The sequence below is a fragment of the Catalinimonas alkaloidigena genome (genome assembly GCF_029504655.1).
GTDB classification, from domain to species: domain Bacteria; phylum Bacteroidota; class Bacteroidia; order Cytophagales; family Cyclobacteriaceae; genus Catalinimonas; species Catalinimonas alkaloidigena.
In genome coordinates, this window is sequence record NZ_JAQFIL010000001.1 from 3,039,141 (window position 1) to 3,059,934 (window position 20,794).

Sequence of the window (20,794 nt, forward strand, 5' to 3'; positions counted from 1 at the left end):
AAAGTCTGAAAGATAACTGTCATTTCTTGGGGTTTCTTTTTTGCATCCCTCCCATGATATAACCATAAGGTTTCAGTAAATCAACTTCATCAAATATCTGTTTCAACATAGCGGTGAACGGGATAAATAGTATCATTCCAGCAATACCCCAAACCAAATTTCCAACAAAGATTGCCAGTATCGTAAACATAGGATTTACACTTACCTTTCTCCCTACGATGTTGGGCGTTATCATGTAACTCTCAAAAGATTGAATAATGATAAAATAGATGACTACGCCAAAAGGATACCATAGTGAATCTTTCATCACCAGCGCAAACAAAGCGGGTAAAATTGAGCCGACCAATGGGCCTATGAAGGGCACAATATTCAGAATAGCCGCGAAGACTGCAAAAAATAATGCGTGCTCTATGTCCATTGCCCACAGCGCAATACTATTACAAGCTGCCAGTATCAAAATAACCAGAAATATCCCTATGATGTAGTTTCTGACCACTTGCTTCACCTTCAGTATGATAGATTCAAGATGATCATCATCTCCCTGAATAGCTTTTAGTGCGAACTTTAATATCTCATCACGGTAAATCAGAAAGAGTACCACAAGTGACATAAAGAGCATAATCTGAATAAAGCTTGCAGTCATCTGGCTGAGTCCCTGGGTGAGAATTTCAGTGTTATTTTCAAGTAGCATACCTAATGCTTCCTGCACAGTATTCATTTCTACCAGGTTAGAATTGCCGGTAAAAGTGTTAAAACGTTCAGCAAACTCAGCAACTAACTCATTTAAACTTTGCCCCAGACTTTGCAGGTCACTTGCAAAACGCTGTGTTTGAGAATAAAAAAAGGTGATGATTCCTCCAAAAATAATGATGGAAAGTAAAAGGCTTATGATAGCGGTTAACCACCGCGGGAAATGGTATTTTTCCAGCCATGTACAGAGAGGTGAAAACAAAATGGCGATAAATCCGGCAAAGACTAAGGGTATCAGCACGGGACGTGCTACCACAAGGATATGGGTAATCAGTGTTACAAGTAAAAAAAATGCAGCCCAGTTAACAATCCTGCTTTGCGATGTAAAAGTTTGCATATAAGTTAAAAAAATGTTCTTCTAAAGAATAGAAGCCTGGTTGAACCATATTGTTCAACAGCTAGTCTTTTTTAGAATAATTTGAAGTTCAGTAATAAATATTTCCCGCAATGTACAAATCAGTTTATCCAGCTAATGCAAAACCTCAGATCATTTGTAAGCTAAGCGGGATATACTGTCTCGCTTAATGAGACGCATGCACTAAATGCAGGAATTGCGACTTAACAGCGTCACTAAACAAATACACTCTACTGTCAGCTTGTATGGAAAACAAGCAATCCTGCCCTTTTCTCCCGCCCTATCTTCACTAATGAATACTTATCTTTGCAGTTTAATTAGGATCGACAAAATATTCTCAAAAGCCTGGCACTGCTGACTTTTATAGGTTTACTTCCATTCTCTTGAAACCGTTTGATTCTCAGTAGGAAAATCATCAGGTACTTCCTGACTAACTTTTCCGGTGGCTACCCATTCAGCGCCTCTCTGCAGCGTAGTGATGAATCCCGCGCATTCCATAGAATAGTCAAAATGCCCCAGCGTAGTATGAAAAATACGCCCTTCTCCATAATTGATTGCCATCAAGGTAGGTACATGCTGTCCCAGACCTTTAACAGTAGGGTCCCAGGGGGGCGCATTGGCCTCTACGTCTGAGTAAGCCGTAGCCAAAATTGTAGCGTTTTCAAATGGCCCTCTCATCCGTTCATATAATTCATCCTGCGTGTGCATCCATGCCTTTGGTAATCCTTTCATAACAGGATGCTCGGGTGCACGAGTAGTAATGAGATATTCAAATTCCGGTCCGTGTGAACCCCCTATGCCGGCAGAATGGTCTTTTTCCAACTCACCTGCTTCATTATAATATACATAAGGACCGCTGGTACTGTCGCGGCCGTCCCAGGCCCCAAGTGCTATCATTTGATTAAATGCCTCCCAGTCGCTCCATAGATTGTTAGCTGCATGTACAATGACCAAGCCACCGCCCTCACTGATGTATTTTTCAAAATCTCTTTGGGTTTCCTCCGGCCATATCGGTGATTGGGCACCAAGATTAGACACTAGTATGTCATACTGGCTGAAGTCAATGGAAAAACGTGATGTTTGTATCGGTTGGTGGGATATCCCATAGGCTGTGGAATCCAAGGGATATTTCTCTATGAAATAAGTATAGGGCTCTGGTCTGGATTTGTTGTATTTAATTCCCAGCCAAACGGAGTCCATGCGGTGGATTTCCACTTCAAACAGTCCTGTCTCCTCCAGATAATCCTGCATCATCATAGTGGTTTTGGGCCATACATAATGGTTATTCTGACCATCAATAATCAAGGCTTTCAGTTTGGATGGAGGAGCTTTTTCTGTATTGCCCTGGCTACAGGCACTCACCAACAGGAAAATTATTAGTATCCAATTCAGATTTATCATATACATGTAATAATAGGTGTAATCAGAGGGCTGTTGCTAAAATTAACCTATGCATAGCATACCCGCAACGTTTTCGTACTAAACTATCTTCTTTATAAGCGTTCGGATTGGATTTACAGCTTTCTTGTAAATGCACTAAGCGAGGGTTGAAAATGATGCTAACGCTTTGTTTCCCTTTAAGCGGTCAGGTGGATGCTAGTTAACCCCTGAGATCTGTAACAACCTAGCTGTCAGACATTTCTTCAGTCCCATTTCACATAATTTTTCCAGTTATGTTGTTCTTTGAATCCCAGCACTTCACGGATTTTACGATTTGAAAACAATGCCTCATGTTCGCCCATTTCTCGGGAAACCGGCACCCCCGGAAAAAAGCGCTCTGCCAGTTCTTTGGTGGGAATGACCGCACCATTATGATCGTTTCCGGCATTGAAAACCTGAAAACCGAGTTCATCTTTTTGTAAACATAAATCCACAATCTGTCCCAGGTCACGCGCATCAATGTAACAGAAGGCATTCCTGCGGCGCACTTCAGGGTGTTTGAAATAATGTGGAAATAATTCAGTGTATTCGTGAGGTTCAACTACGTTTCCAATGCGAAGGGCATAAATATCAAAGCCTGATCGTCGCTGAAAGCTGCGGGCTGTTTTCTCGTTCACCACCTTGGATAATCCATAGCTATCCATGGGATCAACATCATAATCCTCCTCCAGAGGCAGTACTTTTGGGTCAGTTTTGCCATCCGAAAAACAAATACCATAGGTAGTCTCCGAGGAGGCTATCACTATCTTCTGGATGCCTAGCTTTACTGCTGCCTCAATCACATTGTAGGTGCCCATGGTGTTGACCCTAAAAGTTTCATTATCAGCTTTGATTAAAATTCTGGGGACTGCGGCAAAGTGTACTACCGCATCAAATTTTGGTACGCCATTACCCTGTTCCAACTCGTCTAAACCGGCATAGGAACGCATAGCATTAAACATTTGACCAGAATCTGTAATATCAGCGAGCAGATTATCTACCCCCGGGTAATTGAGAGGCTGAAGGTCTACATTCAATACTCTATGTCCCTGTTCTAGCAGGTAGGGAATTACATGCTTTCCTGCCTTTCCTGACCCACCTGTAAAAAAAATTCGCTTTTTAGTCATTTATTGATCTATAGTTTCATGATTGAAATGTTTATGCACTAAGCATTAGTGTACAGCACCTAGCCATCAAATTGGAGATTTATGTTTTCCTGCTGAGCTAAACTACTCCTCATCAATATACTTAACATAAAATAGTCAATCCTCGTTACTCCAAACAGCAGTTTTGTATAATCTATTGTCAGACATAGGGATCACAACAATGCTCCATTTAAATGAACTATGTGCAGACAAATATAATCCGTGTTGCCTGACAAATGTTTTGCAGCAAAAGCCGCAAAACCGAATTGATTGACTATTAAAACCTTAATAAAGATCCAAATATATGGAATCATACGTTTTCCAGTGCATAGCATCATAGCTGTTGTGGCTTCGGTATCACCATTTGAGGTAGGATGTAAGTATGAAAAAATCACTATGCTGTAGATCGTAAGGCTATAACATCTTTTCAGTTAGATTCTGTATCTAAACCTTTTGCTTGTTTACTCTCTATCAGGAATATCAATCACTAAATCTGCATTTAACCCTGTAGCTAAATTTCTGGCATGTTGAACTGCCTTTGCTCTTTTCGTATAAACAAATGACAGTATAGGTTCAGATGCATTTGAATATAATACCAGCCTGAAGTCAGTTACTTTTCCTGAAAAGGTGGGACTAATACCATTGGGATTATTTGTATGCATAAAGCTGATTGAAACAACCTTTACTGTATTGATCAGGGGAAGTGTAGTCCACTCACCAAATTTGAAACCGCTAATAGATGTATACTCCCTGTATCTTTTTCCGGAAAAATCAATAAGTGTCCCACTGTAAGAAGATACGATTGCAAGTCCAAGACCAAGTGCGCCGATACCTAGGCCTAATACCCTTGTCATCGTGTTTTCGTTTGAAAACAATAGCGGGCTTGCCAATACAAAAAGCCCGGCAATGATCAGAAGTACTCCTGGTAGATGCGGGCCTGAAGTAAGGCTTCGCCTTTTAAAGTTGAAAATATTCATTTAAGGAATCATGTGTGGTGCATCATCTTCGCTTGCGACTCTTCTAAATAGTTTAATTGTTTTAATATCTACATTACTCAGACCTTACCCCTCCTAGCTAAACTACTTTCAAGCTCCCCTGTTAATGTGTAATCGCGATGTTTTAGGTGTACGATGTTTTTACATTATATTTAGCGAAAATAGAATAATACAACAACAATTATTGGGATGAACATATACAATAAAATTAAATGGGTACTGAGTATATTATTGGTTTTTGTAATTGTATTGACCACAAACCTGATTGACAAAGATAATTTCAACAGGTTAAGACATTCCATTGTAACTATTTATGAAGACAGACTAATAGCGAATGACTTAATATATGAATTGACTTTGCTGATACAGGAAAAACATATTGCGCTACTGACCTCGGATTCTATATTTTACAAGCAAGAGCGCCTTGAAACCAATGATAAGATTCAGGCCATAATAAGGCGATATGAACAGACAAAAATTACTGAGGAAGAAAGAGAAATTTTCAATCGTTTTAAGAATAATATTGATCGCCTCACCGCTTTAGAAAAAGCATTTATTGCTTCAGGCAAGCCCCATCAGGAAAATTTACTGCATCAAATTAATGCTTTAAAAGAAAACCTCTATAATTTAACTAAGATCCAGCTTAAAGAAGGAAAAAGGCAGATGGTATTTAGTCAGAGAACTATGGATACCATTGAATTATTTACGCAAATTGAAATCATTTTTTTGGTAGTAATGGCCGTACTTATTCAAATCATCATTTTATACAAGCCTCCAAAGCATTAGTTTGCATAGACCAGATGTATAGGTAAAGGAGCTCTAACACCTTTTTTTTGATGCTATGTGCTGATGTTATTTTTCAGAATTTTCACAATACGGTTGTATACAATTTCCGACTGATTCCAGTGGTCCTCTTTAAAAATTAGTGGTATTCATAAACTGAATGACTACAGCTTCAATATCTTTATGGTATTTGGCAATACTCTGGTAGCCAGGCATCAGATCGGTATGCTCGTAAAAGTAGATAGAGGAATAGATTTTCTGCTCTCCTTCTTCAACCAATGAACCATCGTTCAGTGCCCGCAGTAAAATACCTACATTCTCTGCTGAAGCGATCTTGGAGGTAAGCTTTGTGCCATATTTATCCGCCCTGATATCTTCCTCTATGCACACGTATTAGCCACTCATCACTTCATCAACATCTACTTCATGGATAGAACCGAATGTATTTCTGAGTGCAAGCGGGATTAATATACTTTCCTTTATGTACTGAAATTTGCTGTAGCCCGTTACCTCTTCTATAAGTTCTGAGATCAGCAAATAGTTGGTATTTGAATACGCATATTTTGCACCAGGTTCAAAATCAGCCGGCAGATCCAGTACACGTTCCAGCGCTTCTTCACTGTTCTCTGGCGGGTTTATCCAGAAGTTCGGGGTGTCCGTTAAATTAGGAATGCCAGACCGATGCTGTACTTTCATCCTTAAAGTAATTCTTTCGGCATTTTCAATTCTTCCCACCAGTTCTGGAAAGTAATCGGCCATTGTTTTATCCAGATCCAAACGACTGTCACTGACCAGTTTGGTGATTGCTACCGCATCGTACAATTTGCACTAGTCATAAACAAACTATAGCAAAGCGGAGGAATAATCCGAGAAATCAACCATTGACATGATGAAGCAGGTTTCATCATGTCAATGGTTGATTTGTTCCTTACCAAAGTTAGGTTTTTTTATGGATTCATATGCTTTGTTAATACCTTCCTGATTGTCAGATATCACTATCAGTGTGTCCTTGGCATGAATTTCTGTAGAACCACTGGGCGTGATGTATTTTTCACCTCTGATGATCATGGCAATAATGGCTGTTTTAGGGAACTCCAGCTCTATGATCTTCTTGCCCACCGCATAGCCATCCTTTTCTATGGTAATTTCTTCCATAGCAGTCTTGGCGGTTTCTGACAAGAATACATCAAGAGGCGCCCTGGGTTTGGCTTTTTCAGGCAGGGAAACGTGCAGCCATTTGGCGATTACCGAAAGTGTGGTCCCTTGCAAAAGCACTGAGGTTAAAGAAATGAAAAATACAATATTGAAAATCATATCCGCTTTTTCAATGCCTGCCAGTAGCGGATAGGTAGCAAATACGATGGGTACTGCACCTCTCAGACCTACCCAGGAGATATACCACCTTCTTCTCCGTTTCATTTTAAAGGGTAAGAGACTTAAAAAGACACTAATAGGGCGAGCCATAAAAATCTGGAACAGTGCAATGAGCAGGCCAATACCGACTACAGGTAATATGTGTGAAGGAAAAACCAGCAGTCCCAGGGTAAGGAACAATACTATCTGCATCAACCAGGCCAGACCGTCAAACATTTTCATGATGGTTTTCTTATGGATCAGTTCCTGGTTACCCAGATAGACCGCACAGAGATAAACTGCCAAAAAACCATTCCCTCCTACAAAATCAGTAGCTGAAAAAGTGATGAACATCAGGGCAATCACCAGTACCGGATAAAGACCCTCAAAATCCAGCATTATCTTGTTGATGACCAATTTGCTTAGCTTGCCAAACAGGAATCCCGCCAATCCCCCAATGATCATCTGCCGTAAAAAAAGGGGGATGATAGAGACCAAACTTTGATCAGGGTTGATTACCAGCCCCAAAAAAGCAATGGTAAGTACATAAGCCATAGGGTCATTACTACCGCTTTCCAGCTCCAGTGTGGGACGCAGATTGGTTTTAAGTGCAAGACTTTTGGAACGAAGGATAGAGAACACAGCCGCGGCGTCGGTGGAGGAGACGATAGCTCCCAGCAGCATTCCCTCATAAATCGTAAAATCCGTAATCGCCCATACAAAAACCCCTAAGGATAAAGTAGTTAACAAAACACCCAGCGTGGAAAGGGATATCCCCTGCCACAAAATCGGCTTTATGGACCCCCAATGGGTATCAAGTCCACCGGAGAAAAGAATAAAATTAAGCGCAATGATGCCAATAAACTGAGCAGATTTAGGATCATCAAAATAGATCCCCCCTATCCCTTCCGAGCCAGCTAGCATGCCGATGATTAGGAATAATACCAAAGTAGGGACGCCAAATCTGTAGGAAGTCTTACCCGCAATAATGCTAATGAGTAGTAAGAGCGATCCTATCAATAATATATTCTCAATGGTAATGGTCATGTATATACAATCTTAAAAAATTCTATCAGCAGGCAAAGATATAAAGTTAAGCATGAAAGACTTTGTAGTTCGGCAGATACTAAAATCTTTTTAGCGAATATTAAAGCAGCCTATACACAACTTACTTTTTGTAAATAATTCTTCTGCTTCTAATTAATAAAATTGCTTTTTTTTGCTTTCAAACGTGTAATATATAATTTTGTGTGCATTAATTTCAAATCCAAAAACTACTTTTACCGCATATATATTGATTTGAAAAGACAGTTTTTCAGAAATCGTTGCTATCAGATTAGTGGTAGATATATTTACATAATTTACTTTTGCTCAATTGATGGGGCAATGCCAGGCATGTAGGTATTATTCTATCCGACTCTATGCTGAGCAGTATCAAATCCTTTTATCAGCATATAGACAATTAGCTCTCACTGATCCTTATTGGCGTTAGAATCATTATTCCAAAATTTCGTTTACATGCTTTGTTTCATATGCTATTGTGCAACGACATTTAACTATTTTGCAGTGGGGCCGAGCCCGCCATGAGTCTCCTAAATTGTAAGCGTTTGCATTTTATTTTCTTGAGTAAGTCGCTATTCTGAAACCTAAATCGTCTATTCTAAAAGAGTAAGGGTGACTTCTTCTTCGAGTTGTCGCCATTACACTCCTTTCCTGGTCGCACCAACCACCACCCCGAAAAACACGATAGGTTCCGTAAACAGTTTCATCATAAATGTCTGAACACCATTCCCAAACATTTCCTAACATATCATACAGTCCCCAAGCATTAGGTTTCTTTTGTGCAATTTCTTGCGTCCGATGATTGGAATTGTCTTTAAACCAGGCAATTTCATTCAATTCTCCGTACCTAATGCCTGGAGTTCCCGCTTGACAAGCATATTGCCATTCAGCTTCTGTTGGTAATCGAAACCCATTAGCATTTGGATCAAAGGCAACTTTTTCGGTGGCTAAGTCACTGGTATAGCATTTGTTTTTCCCTAAAAATTCAGACAGGCGATTGCAAAAATTTATCGCTTCTAGCCATGAAACTGTCTCAACTGGTAATTTATCCCCTTTAAATGCCGATGGGTTTTCGTCAGTAATTGCTTTAAACAATGCCTGGGTAATTGGATATTTGGAAAGTTCAAAGCTTTCGATAGTAACTGACCAGGATTTCTTTGTTCGGTCGTCTTTCATTTTTACAGTACCTGACGGAATAGTCACAAACAATTCGTCAATTTCTGCTCTATCTATCTTTTGGTTTACCTTTTCCACCTTGTTTTTTTTATACCAACTGACCTTTCTGCCAAACGAAGAAGCCGGGTTCGGGTTTAGCTTTTTAAGCTACGGATAGAGATAATTTACCCCCCCTTCACTTACAGCACACAGGACCGACATTTCCATTTACTTTGAGACTGAAGCCGTCTATTTTATCATATGCAGGTTCCGCAATACTGTTTTGGTAATTTCCTTTCTACAATTTCCAAAATCAGGATTGATGGTATTACGGTCTTTAATCAGGCGAGTGGCAAAAAAATATACATCATCCTTTTGCTCAATATATCCAATCCACCAACCAGTATCTTTTCCACTATCCCTTGTCCATCCTGTTTTTGCCCTTAAGACATACTCTTCTGTTTTTTCCTCTATCATTATTTCTTTCAAGGCCTTGAATGAGCTTTTAGAAAAAGGGAGTGTCTCTTCATACAGTCCGATTAATAGCTCAATCTGATTTGCAGGAGAAATAGCAAGCTTACCGAAATTCCAAAAGTCTGGATCATCTATGGATACATCCGCGTTCCCATAATGGGCCTGAGTTAAAAATCTTTTGTACTGCTCCTTACCAATTTCTTTCGCTAATTCTACATATGCCCAACCTGCAGATAAACGGAATGCCTCTTTCATGTTCATGTCATGATAAATGTCTGGTCGATATCCATATTTCACAGTATCTGTTTTGCCAGGCCATTTAATAATTTCATTCACATCAGCTACGACGCCTGATTCAAGAGCAATCAGTGTATTGATTACTTTAAAGGTAGAAGCTGGTAAAGTCCCCTTATGACTGTCATGAATGTCGTTGGATATCCATTTTTTGGAATTATAATCATATAGGGTGATACTTCCATTGATGTTACAATCTTCAAATGGTTTTGCTAGGTTCAACTGCCCGTAAAGTGGGCCAAAAGTAAAAAGTAGCAGGAATAAGCTTGCTGATTTCATGTATAGTCTGGTTAAAATTGTTTCTTTTGACATAGCTGCCTGCCGACGCCGGAGGGTGAACTACTATTATTTTCTTCCTAGCGGTTAATAATTAAATCTTATTTATATCTATTCAGTCAAGATGTAAAGTTAATAAGCCGCGTTCCTATCTGTATGCAAAGCTTAGTAAATATTTATTATCTCAGTGGCTTTCATTTCCCCCATGATTTCCGGTTTGTGAGACACAAACCGTAGTGTTGGCCGTAGGCTTGTGCTCCTCCTCAGCCTTAGCTGCAAGCGGCCGCTGTTGTGGGAGAGCTAAGCTTTATAATATTATTCATTGTCTTCTGGCGACACTTCCATTGGGGCTGTTCCACAGAGACAATTCCATTGTGCGTGACACTGAGGTTGGTTAATGACAGACGTCCCTGCAGTTCATTCCGTAGCACGGCGGAGGAATCTTCTCCCCCCCTACAGTTCCATGTCTTTCACAACGTACAAGATCCCTTCGGGATGAAAGGAGGAGCTAGTGTGGCGAGGCCAGCAACAGCAATCTACCGTGTGATGAAGTACTGAACGTATATTAAAGTATCAGACCTGAACAAAGCTTCCATTTCAATTACAGACTGCGCGTCCCGGACTACGCGTCCCGGACTGTAGTGAGTTTCTCAGTGAGCTTAACTTAATACCATTGTCAAACGCTTGCCAGTCTATAACACATATGCCCACAGGTAAAGGCACAAAAGGTCTCTTTTGTAATGTAATCATAAAAAGTAAGCATTTGTTAGTGATCTATGCAGTAGGTGACCATCAATTAGTAAGTATATCATTCATCACGCTCCGCTTTGTTTTTTGGAAAGGAATGAATGTATCAGGTTTAAGTTTGGAATAAGGAGTGATCATTTTTAAAGCATTTCTCAGCACGGCAAACCTGGAATAAAATCTCATTTCCCAATCTTCCGTACTACTCATCAAGGAGGCTTTAGTAGGATTTAGGACGGGTCCGTAATAAATGGTGTCTATTTTATTTTGCTGGGCATAGTGCATTGATTCTAATATCATATTTTCATAGGCATGGTAGTTTGATTTACGCGTACGATCAAAAGCACCAGATAGGCAATGCAAATTATTTTGGCATTGAACAAAAGAATGATAACCTACCATCGCCCCATCTAATGTTGCGATCAGGTGCACTAGATTGGAATCCTCAAGGCTTCCGCTTTTATAAGCCATATTTACATAATTGTCCTGATAAGGAGTCTGTACCTGTAACTTTAGCGTAGCTAAAAACTGCATTGCTTTATGTAAAGTATCCTTATCCAGCGCTCCACGGACTGTACTTATTACTCCTCCTTTGTTTTCAAACTTACGTTTTTTCTTTCGTAAATTTTTGTGCTTTGCGAGCATCAGCTCAACCGGAGTGTAGGAATCAATCTCCACCAAACCACAATCGCATAAAGGCGAAGAAGTATAACCAGCTGCGGGACGTTCTACACTACTTTCCAATACCAGCCCATATAAGTATTTCTCGTTTAGGTATGCAATTGCCTGTTGATAAAATGTAAACAGATCCAACTCGTCGCTCACAAAGCCCCTGTTCGTATTGCTGTCCACCATTACTCCATTCCTGGTCCAGAAGTATATAGGAATTTGCGGGGCATTGATAAGCGTAGCCAAAGGATTGTCAAAGAAGGAATGGGCTGGTTTTCTGCATTCAATAATGTAAGCTACACCTACTAACAGATTATCATAGTACCCACGTAAAACTTTGGGGATGGTGTAAGCCGTAGAAGTTTCCAGCATACCATTAAGGATAAGCCAAACAGTTTCATCCCACTGGTTGGCGTTCAGGTAAGTAGTGAAATGCATTTGTTCTCTGGGGCTCACTAAATTTCTGTCCAGTGTAAAGCGAAGACTAGGTTGCTTAAGTGTCATGATTGATAGGGTTGAGCTTAAAGATTTGATTCAGTTGGTATTGATGAACAGACAATATGATCTGCTTAAGAAATATTGTCTTTATCGCTTCAAACGCTCACTTTTTCTGTCGCTCTCACACAGTCCGGGATATGGAATATTAACTTCATCCAGTTGGGCATGCTACCCATTCCCCATTCTTTTAAGTTAGGAGATATGCGCTAAAAGCTCAAGACAAATATGTGAATTTAACTTTCTGCTATTCAGCCCTAAGACATTTGGAAAGGGTATTTTGTCTCTGTACTACATCGACTGTGAAGGGATGATCTTAATTCACTTAGCATCATCTCCCTTTTCTTTTTTCGGATTACGGCCTGCTTCCTTCAAGGCCCGGTCAATGATCCACTCCAGCTGACCGTTGACGCTTCTGAACTCGTCAGCGGCCCACTTTTCTACCGCTTCCTTCATTTCCGGACTCACCCGCAACACAAATGGCTTCTTCTTGGCCATAAAATATAGTTCATTATTTATTGATACAAAGTACCAGTATTGACCACCGGAGATACATCTTTATCCGCGCAGAGCACTACCATAAGATTACTCACCATAGAAGCTTTTTTCTCTTCATCCAGTTCAATGATCTGCTTCTGGGCCAGCTCTTCCAATGCCATCTCTACCATACTCACCGCACCTTCCACGATTTTCTCTCTTGCCGCCACAATCGCGGTAGCCTGCTGACGGCGTAGCATGGCGCTGGCGATCTCTGAAGAGTAGGCCAGATAACCGATGCGGGCTTCGATCACATGTATACCTGCCATCTTCAGCCGGTCAGACAATTGATTTTCCAGTGCTTCATTCACCTCATCTACCCCCGATACCAAAGTAATCTCATCTTCCTCATTAAAGTTATCATAAGGATAAGAATAGGCCAGTTTTCTTACCGCCGCATCCGACTGCACCTTCACGAAATTCTCAAAGATATCCACTTCAAAAGCCGCTTTATAGGTATCTTCTACCTTCCATACCAGTATCACGCTAATCATAATCGGGTTACCCAGTTTATCATTCACTTTTACCCGTTCACTGTCAAAATTTCGGGCCCGCAAGGAGATCTTCTGACGGCTATAAAAAGGATTGGTCCAGAAAAAGCCATTCTTTTTAACCGTTCCTACATAGTCGCCAAAGAGTACCAGTACCCTGGATTCATTGGGATAAACCATAAAAAAGCCTCTGACAAAGAAAGCAATGCCTACAATTGATAGCGCAAATAACAATGGGTTTTTGGTGATGGCCGCAGCCAGCAGTATTACACTTACTAAAATGAAAGCAACGACTGCCATAACATAACCTGAGAGGGCTGATACTTCTTTTTCCTGTTTCATGGGTGTATTGTTTATTGTTGATGGTCAAATCGTGCTGCCGATGCAGTAAATAGTAGCTTGATTCATCATCCCCGCTACTCGTATCAGATCATACCAAAATAAAATGGTCAAAATTAATATTAAAATGATATCATTAATATATCAAAATAAATTGATATCAACAATACTTTTATCTTTCTCTCTTACCCCTCTCAGTGTATTCCTTCCTCAGGATTAGTCGCAGAAAACGCTGAGATTTACCAAATGTCCTAAAACTTTTTTCTTCTTCCGCAATGCTCAATACGCGCAATAATCATCAGAATATTGTAAAATGAAGTGTGGAAACTGGGAGTTATAATGCTGCTTAGTGCGTTACCATGCCTACAAAAAAAACCACCGCATTGAATGTGGAACACAAACAATACGGTGGTTAGCATTTCGGGTTAACTATTCAGTTAACTTATGCTTAGGGATTCACCGGACTAGCTTCGTCTTTCAAGCTTACGGCACTGACGTTTTTCTCCTGTACCATGCGGTTAAACTCAGGAACTTCCTGGTTGACTACCTTTCTGAACTTCTGCAACTGGGCATCAATCTGTTCGGTAATCTCATTTTTAAACGCAACAGCCTGCTGTGTAGGGCGGAAATGTCCGTTGCCCACCTGTAAACCTACGTTAGCCAGTTTATTATTCAGCTTTATCGGGAAATTTAGCGGATCCTGACGGCTGCGGTTCTTGGTCTGATACAGTTCTTTTTCTATTTGTGTAATCTGCTGGTCAATCGCCTCTGCTTTATCCACGATCTCCTGCATATTTTCCTTTCCTTTTACTCTTTCTACAACCGTATTCATCTGCTCCCTGATATTGCGGATACCCTCAATAGTCTGATGGGTTTCGGTCAGCTTGTCTCTTACCGAGATCAGAAAATCAAACTGTGCCTGCAGGTCGGCAGGGGTAGAAGTCCAACGTGGATCAGCCAGAATTTTAAAACTCTGCCCCGTCACCTGACCATTGACTGTCAATTCTACCTGATAGGTACCAGACAGCGCTCTTGGTCCGTTCATGCCCCCTCCCCAGAGTATCATACCTTCAAAGCTTTTGGCATCAGGATAACTCATATCCCAGTTGAAAGTATTGAAACCCTGCTCAGCTTCCAGCTTTGCTTTGCTAAGATCATCTTCATTTTCAGCATAGTCAGTGCTAAATTCTCTGATTAGTTTACCATTGTTCTCCTTAATCTTCAGGCTTACAGTAGTAGCTGAATCTACTTCATTTCTGAGGTAGTAATGGATCATCACGCCTTCCGGATGGTTAGTACCCTCTGTAGGTGAGTCCCCGCGCTGACCGCCATCCATCAGATAGCTGTCCATCGGCTTATAGAGGTGATAATTACTGCTGGCCACCTGCTCATTCAACTGATGCAAGGGGGTAAGGTCATCTATGAGCCAGAAACTACGTCCCTGGGTAGCGGCAATCAGATTGTTTTCCTTTACTGTCAAATCAGTAATCGGCACAATGGGCAGATTTAACTGAAATGGTGACCAGCTTGCACCATCATCAAATGAAACATACATACCTGTTTCTGTACCGGCATACAACAAGCCCTGTCGTTTGGGGTCTGCTCTAACTACCCGGGTAAAATGTTCGGACTCAATGCCATTCACTATCAGCTCCCAGCTCTTGCCATAGTCTTTGGTCTTATACAAATAGGGCTGAAAGTCACCTAACTTATATCTGGTACCTGCTACATAAGCTCCTCCCTCAGTAAAAGGATCAGCTTCTAAGCTGTTGATCATCATCCACTCCGGCATATCGGGGGGAGTTACGTTTTCCCAATTGTCACCTCCATCTTTACTCACATGAATCAGTCCGTCATCAGAACCTACCCAAAGCAAGCCTTCTTCATAGGGAGATTCTATGACCGCGAAGATGGTCGCATAATATTCCACGCTGGTGTTGTCTTTGGTGATAGGACCACCGGAAGAGCCCAGTTTGGTGGTATCATTACGGGTAAGGTCAGGACTGATCTCTTCCCAGCTTTGTCCTTCATCGGTAGTGACATGCAGATGGTTGGAAGCTGCATACATCTTATCAGGATTATGTGGTGAGAAGAAGATCGGATAGTTCCACTGGAAGCGGTACTTCAGGGACTTGGCTCCATAACCCATGGGGTTATCCGGCCAAACATTAATCAGTCGGATCTGATTATTATCATGGTTAAGTCGGGACAAAAATCCTCCATAACTACCGCCATAGACGATATCGTTATTCTCAGGATCTATGGCCAGGTGGGCACTCTCACCACCGGCAGTTTCCTCCCAGTGATTTTCATTGATGCTATAATCGTCCGTACGGTGCAGGATACGGATGGTAGAATTATCCTGCTGGGCACCATAGATGCGGTATGGGAAATGATCATCGGTAGTTACCCGGTAAAACTGTGCGGTAGGCTGATTGTGGTAAGTAGTCCAGTTCTCCCCGCCATCTTTACTTACCTGCGCTCCCCCATCATCAGCGATGATCATCCTTTGGTTATCTTCGGGCGCTATCCATAGATCGTGATGATCTCCGTGGGGTGCGTTAAAGGATTCAAAGGTTTTACCTCCATCTTTAGACTTGTGATAGCTTACATTTAGCACATACACTAAGTCTTCATCTTCAGTATCGGCGTAGATACGGGTATAGTACCACGCCCTTTGGCGCAGGCTACGGTCATCGTTGGTTTTGGTCCAGCTTTTACCGGCATCATCAGAACGAAAGACTCCCCCATTGTCGGCTTCAATAATTGCAAACACCCTTTCGGAATTGACCGGTGAAACTGTTACCCCTATAATGCCCAGTGTACCTTCAGGCATACCTTCATTATCCGAAATTTCTGTCCAGCTATCACCGGCATCGGTGCTTTTCCAGAGTGCGGAGCCTTCTCCCCCACTTTCCAGGCTGTAAGGTGTACGCTGAATTCTCCAGGTACTGGCGTACATGATACGAGGATTGTTAGGATCTAACACCAGATCAACTGCTCCGGCATTGTCATTGGCATAGAGCACTTTCTCCCAGCTTTCTCCTCCATCTGTAGAGCGAAACACACCTCGCTGTTCATTGGAAGCAAAGAGATTACCCATAGCCGCCACATAAACGATGTCAGGGTTTTGCGGATGAATTCTGATTCTACCAATCTGGCGGGTTTCATTCAGTCCGATGTTCTTCCACGTCTTACCGGCATCCGTAGATTTCCATACGCCATAGCCGAAAGAGACATTACCCCTTACGGTTTTCTCTCCCCCTCCTACGTAGATTACATTGTTATCATATTCGCTAACGGCAACTGCTCCGATAGAACCTCCGAAATATCCGTCAGTAATATTTTCCCAGCTCTGTCCTGCATCTTCAGTTTTCCATACGCCACCACCCGCTGCGCCAAAGTAAAAAAGATCCGGATGTCCGGGTACACCCGTTACCGTCGCGGAACGACCTCCTCTGTAGGGTCCGATAGACCTCCATTCCAATCCGTTGTAGAGCGCGGTATCATAAGAAAGCGTGCCTGCCTGTGCACGATTTCTTCTTTGCGCGCTTAAATCATAAGAAAAAATAAGCGTAAGGAAAAGTAAAAGCACAATTCCTCTACCGCCCCATCCTGCGTTGTAGCTATGCATCATTAATAAAAAGTTAGGTTAATATAGTGAGGCCTGAATATAAGGCTATTTGCCTAGATTGTGGAAATGAACAAGCTAAAAAGTCAAAAGGACAGAATTATATATATATAAAGGGATACTATAAATCTTTACTTAGGGTAAAGCTAAAAATACTTCCTTTCTGGAAAGTGCTTTCTCCCTCTAAAGTTCCTCCATGCTTCTCCACAAACTCTTTGCATATCATCAAACCTATTCCCGCTCCTTTTTCTCCCACAGTACCTCGTGTACTAATTCGCTTGCTCCAGTTGAATAAGTTTATAATTTGCTCTTTTTTCATCCCTACGCCACTATCTTTGATACTAATTTTGTGGAATTGATCATTTTGTGTGACTGTGATTTCAATGACACCCTCATCTGTGAATTTGTTAGCGTTTTGAAGGAGATTACGGATAATAAATTTCAGCATGACATGATCTCCAAGGATCATATAGGGTTCACTGAGATGACAAATGACACTATTCTTCTTATGTAAAGTGATGAGTTGCAAATGACTGATGACTTCCTGAATCAGACTGTCCAGTTGTAGAGGTTGATAAACTACCCTACTTTCCTTCATGTGCATACTACCCCACTGTATGAGGTTTTCCATCAGGTCCAGCGTAGAATTCAACATTTCAGTAATACCCTTTCTAAACTGTATAGATTCTATTTGATCAAGGATATTGAGATTAGAGACTTCTATAAAACCTTTGAGCGTAGTCATAGGACTTCTCAGGTCATGGGAAATAATAGAAATCAATTTGTTACTGACCAAATTTAAGCGTTTGAGTTCTTTATTTTGCTTATGTATCTTTCCTATTGATTTTGTCAGATCCAATACCTGTAGCTTAAACTCTAATTGCTGCATTAGCTGCTTTGCGATTACTTCCAGCCCAAAAATCTGATCCTTGGACAGGGTACGTGCTACCGTATCTAATACGCATAAATTACCCACCCTATATCCTTCAGAAATAAAGATGGGTATTGCTAAATAAAAGCGTATTTTTGGTACACTCAGTACCATTGGGAGTTGTGCAAACCTTTCATCCGCACGGGTATCCTCTACCAGCACAATATCGTTTGTATGCAGAGTCTGCATACAAAAGTCTATCTCAAAAGGGGATTCTATAAAATGTATATCCGCTTTTGCTTTGAACCATTTTCTTTCCTTTTCAAAGATGGTAAGAACAGCATAAGGGGCATTACAATGCAGGGATGCTAGTCTGAGCAGATCATCAAAATCATTCTCCGGGGAAATGTATTGATGATCACGTAAATGCTTACTGTTTAAAGTTTGTGACTCTAATGTAAGATCAGAATTTCTATTCATTTTAAGTGTAGAATCCGGCATATGGCTGGATATATTTGTAAATAAATCATTTAATATTAGACATATTAATGATTTATGACAAGCAAGCGTTTTATACGCTCTGTAACATTTGTGAAATAAAGAGCAAAAATTTAGAGCATTACTTAATACTTAAGTAATGTTGCCAGGTATTGATCATTATGGTCTTCTGTGATCAACTGGAATTTCCATCCTTCCTGCCCGGCTATTTTCTTCATCGTCATCGGATCAATATAGAGCCAGGAAAACCAATCGCCTTTTTTTCCCTTGTATTCGTACTGATAGCGTATTTCCCCATTGTAAGGATGATGTTGGTCTCTTATGTCCGGATAGAGGTAAGAAAGATCGCTGGAGTCAAAAATGATTTTTCCATTGGGTATTAGCCACTGATGTGCCTCACGAAGAAATGTACGAAGCCCTTCCATGTCTCCTACAATACCTATCCCATTCATCATCATGAGTAAGGTGTCGTATTGATGTGCTATGGGTTCCCAGATGGATTGACATAATAAGTTACTCAGCCCCCGGGCTTTCATGATCTCAATGCAGGATGAGGACTGTTCAAGACAATGTACTTCCTTGCCTTTTTCGTATAAATATATCGCATGACTACCCACCCCCGCCCCGATATCCAAAATCTTCCCTTTACATAAGTCCAGTGCACGAATTTCTATGGCAGGAAAATCTTCTTCTTCCCGGAAGAACCAATCTACCGGCATTTCTTCAACTGCATTATAACTGGTATGAAGATAAAGGGTGGCAGCTTCTCCTTTTTGGTAGTAATCTAATAGTGCTTTTCCGTAGACATCGGATGTATCAGGGCTTGATCTTGCCATTGCGGGTTAAAATAAAGAACGACTTTAAATAAAGCCGTTCTAAAGAAATAATAGGTATGGTTTTAAAAATCCGCTGACTTTCCAATTTCCAGCAGTTGTAGTTCTTTGCCTGCATTTTTAAAAGTTTCAATCGCTTTCTGATGATCAATTCTGATGTTGGGGAATGTGTCATAATGAACCCCCATCACTTTATCACACTGGATGAAATCGCAGCAGGTGATCGCATCTTCTATGCCCATGGTCAGGCAGTCGCCGATGGGTAAAATTGCCAGGTCTAATTTAGCGAAACGTGGAATCAACTGCATATCAAGCGTAAGCGCAGTATCGCCAGCATAATAAAAATTTGTATCATCTGACATGATGATGAAGCCTCCTGGATTACCACCATAGGTGCCATCGGGAAGCACTGAGGAATGTATCGCATTAACATATTTTATCTTACAGAAGTCCAGGCCAATGGCTCCCCCGTGATTCATGGGTATGGTATCTTCAATTCCTTGCTCCCCAAACCAGGTTACAATTTCAAAATTTGAGATGATGGGCGCATTCGTTCGTTTTGCGATATCCATAGCATCTGCCATATGATCCTGATGTCCGTGACTTACTAAAATATAATCTGCCTCAACTTTTTCGGGATCCACATCTTTTGCTAGCTCATTGGGGGTGATGAAAGGGTCAAAAAGAAGCTTTTTTCCTTTGATTTCAACTGCAAAACAGGAATGTCCATAATAGCTAAGTTTCATAAATTACAGGTTTAGTTAAAAAATTAGTGATCTACTTATGCTTAACCACTAAACATATATATGGTTGGTTAAAAAAAACGTGAAGAGGAATGTACAATTGATGCAGTTCATGCATAATTTAAAACAAGATTGAAACTAATACTCTTCAGTTTCTTCATCATCAAATGCCTTCTGAATTTTGTTATCAGTATCATTGAGTTTCGCACGACAGTAATTGATCAAAGTAAGGGCACGTTCAATCTTTTCGGAAAGAAGGTCCACGTCCATACTGTCACTCTCTACTTCATTAACGATAGTTTCTAACTCATCCAGGGCTTCCTGATATTTCAGTTCTTTACTTTTTTTCTTTGGGCTCATTTTTTTCTCGGTTCTTGATATATTCAACCTTACTTTGCAAGAGATGTTTCTCGCTTATGGTTTCCAACAGATCGCCTTTCTTTAGTTCATGCACTTGGGATAAAGACGTACCATTTACTGATGTGTAGGTGAACCCCCTTTTCAGGATTTGTTCGGGATCTGAAGCGATAAGAAACTTCTGATAATGGCTTAGTTTTTCGCTGATATTTCCTAAGCGTTTCTGAGAATCTGAGTGAAGTTTTTTTCTCATCATTGTCAGCTTTTCCGACTCTCCTCTGATTTGCTGTTTGCTGAAGTACTTTAAACGCTGCTGCGTCTGAGCTAGCTGATGACTTTCGTGCTGCATGATATTGTGAGCGGCAAACTTCAAGCTATTGCTAAGGTTATCCAGCATGTAGCTGTTTTCCTTAAGGCTAAACTGGGCCTGCTGTGCAATGCGATACCAGAGGTTTTCCAGTTTCTCATCAAAACTCAGGGCACCATTGATCAGAAATTCAGCGACGGCAGTAGGAGTTTTCATTT

19 protein-coding genes are annotated in these 20,794 nt (G+C 40.9%); 1 reads left to right on the plus strand and 18 read right to left on the minus strand.

Annotated elements, in window-relative coordinates; all coding sequences use genetic code 11:
• Window positions 1-19: 19 nt before the first annotated feature.
• From OKW21_RS12445 to OKW21_RS12460, 4 genes are all read right to left on the minus strand, one after another.
• Complete coding sequence (locus OKW21_RS12445) at window positions 20-1,087, minus strand: AI-2E family transporter (RefSeq protein ID WP_277479830.1); 1,068 nt, start codon at window positions 1,085-1,087, stop codon at window positions 20-22.
• A 387-nt stretch (window positions 1,088-1,474) separates the two neighbouring features.
• Window positions 1,475-2,506: a ThuA domain-containing protein gene (locus OKW21_RS12450; RefSeq protein ID WP_277479832.1), complete on the minus strand. Its 1,032-nt coding sequence runs from the start codon at window positions 2,504-2,506 to the stop codon at window positions 1,475-1,477.
• A 242-nt stretch (window positions 2,507-2,748) separates the two neighbouring features.
• The gene (locus tag OKW21_RS12455; protein WP_277479833.1) at window positions 2,749-3,651 is read right to left on the minus strand and encodes an NAD-dependent epimerase/dehydratase family protein; all 903 of its coding nucleotides are present in this window, start codon (window positions 3,649-3,651) and stop codon (window positions 2,749-2,751) included.
• A gap of 479 nt (window positions 3,652-4,130) precedes the next feature.
• A complete protein-coding gene (locus tag OKW21_RS12460; protein ID WP_277479835.1) occupies window positions 4,131-4,523 on the minus strand; it encodes a hypothetical protein in 393 nt (130 codons plus the stop codon).
• 330 nt (window positions 4,524-4,853) lie between these two features.
• On the opposite strand from OKW21_RS12460, the gene OKW21_RS12465 reads away from it, so the two are divergent.
• Window positions 4,854-5,450 (plus strand): MCP four helix bundle domain-containing protein, encoded by a 597-nt coding sequence (locus tag OKW21_RS12465; RefSeq protein WP_277479837.1) that lies wholly within the window; start codon window positions 4,854-4,856, stop codon window positions 5,448-5,450.
• Between the two features lie 129 nt (window positions 5,451-5,579).
• Here the strand turns inward: OKW21_RS12465 and OKW21_RS12470 are convergent, their stop codons facing one another.
• The 14 genes from OKW21_RS12470 to OKW21_RS12535 form a co-directional block, all read right to left on the minus strand.
• A complete protein-coding gene (locus tag OKW21_RS12470; RefSeq protein ID WP_277479839.1) occupies window positions 5,580-5,837 on the minus strand; it encodes a hypothetical protein in 258 nt (85 codons plus the stop codon).
• Window positions 5,838-5,840: 3 nt separating this feature from the next.
• Window positions 5,841-6,269, minus strand: a complete 429-nt coding sequence (locus tag OKW21_RS12475; RefSeq protein ID WP_277479841.1) for a serine hydrolase domain-containing protein — start codon at window positions 6,267-6,269, stop codon at window positions 5,841-5,843.
• A gap of 87 nt (window positions 6,270-6,356) precedes the next feature.
• A complete protein-coding gene (locus tag OKW21_RS12480) occupies window positions 6,357-7,847 on the minus strand; it encodes a potassium/proton antiporter (RefSeq protein ID WP_277479842.1) in 1,491 nt (496 codons plus the stop codon).
• Between the two features lie 567 nt (window positions 7,848-8,414).
• Entirely contained in the window at window positions 8,415-9,116 is a 702-nt protein-coding gene (locus OKW21_RS12485; RefSeq protein WP_277479844.1) for a formylglycine-generating enzyme family protein, read from the minus strand.
• Window positions 9,117-9,266: 150 nt separating this feature from the next.
• Window positions 9,267-10,064 (minus strand): penicillin-binding transpeptidase domain-containing protein, encoded by a 798-nt coding sequence (locus OKW21_RS12490; protein ID WP_277479846.1) that lies wholly within the window; start codon window positions 10,062-10,064, stop codon window positions 9,267-9,269.
• A gap of 789 nt (window positions 10,065-10,853) precedes the next feature.
• Window positions 10,854-11,978: a GNAT family N-acetyltransferase gene (locus tag OKW21_RS12495; RefSeq protein WP_277479848.1), complete on the minus strand. Its 1,125-nt coding sequence runs from the start codon at window positions 11,976-11,978 to the stop codon at window positions 10,854-10,856.
• A 312-nt stretch (window positions 11,979-12,290) separates the two neighbouring features.
• Entirely contained in the window at window positions 12,291-12,467 is a 177-nt protein-coding gene (locus OKW21_RS12500; protein WP_277479850.1) for a type II toxin-antitoxin system antitoxin, read from the minus strand.
• Window positions 12,468-12,484: 17 nt separating this feature from the next.
• Window positions 12,485-13,339: an SPFH domain-containing protein gene (locus OKW21_RS12505; RefSeq protein WP_277479851.1), complete on the minus strand. Its 855-nt coding sequence runs from the start codon at window positions 13,337-13,339 to the stop codon at window positions 12,485-12,487.
• A 445-nt stretch (window positions 13,340-13,784) separates the two neighbouring features.
• Window positions 13,785-16,973 (minus strand): VPS10 domain-containing protein, encoded by a 3,189-nt coding sequence (locus OKW21_RS12510; RefSeq protein WP_277479852.1) that lies wholly within the window; start codon window positions 16,971-16,973, stop codon window positions 13,785-13,787.
• 115 nt (window positions 16,974-17,088) lie between these two features.
• Window positions 17,089-18,318 (minus strand): GAF domain-containing sensor histidine kinase, encoded by a 1,230-nt coding sequence (locus OKW21_RS12515; RefSeq protein WP_277479853.1) that lies wholly within the window; start codon window positions 18,316-18,318, stop codon window positions 17,089-17,091.
• Window positions 18,319-18,461: 143 nt separating this feature from the next.
• On the minus strand, window positions 18,462-19,172 hold the full coding sequence (locus OKW21_RS12520; RefSeq protein ID WP_277479854.1) for a class I SAM-dependent methyltransferase: 711 nt from the start codon (window positions 19,170-19,172) through the stop codon (window positions 18,462-18,464).
• A gap of 62 nt (window positions 19,173-19,234) precedes the next feature.
• On the minus strand, window positions 19,235-19,915 hold the full coding sequence (locus tag OKW21_RS12525; RefSeq protein WP_277479856.1) for a metal-dependent hydrolase: 681 nt from the start codon (window positions 19,913-19,915) through the stop codon (window positions 19,235-19,237).
• Between the two features lie 135 nt (window positions 19,916-20,050).
• Entirely contained in the window at window positions 20,051-20,272 is a 222-nt protein-coding gene (gene xseB, locus OKW21_RS12530; RefSeq protein ID WP_277479857.1) for an exodeoxyribonuclease VII small subunit, read from the minus strand.
• Entirely contained in the window at window positions 20,250-20,792 is a 543-nt protein-coding gene (locus OKW21_RS12535; protein ID WP_277479858.1) for an exodeoxyribonuclease VII large subunit, read from the minus strand. The genes xseB and OKW21_RS12535 overlap by 23 nt, the downstream gene beginning before the upstream one ends.
• Between the last annotated feature and the right edge of the window lie 2 nt (window positions 20,793-20,794).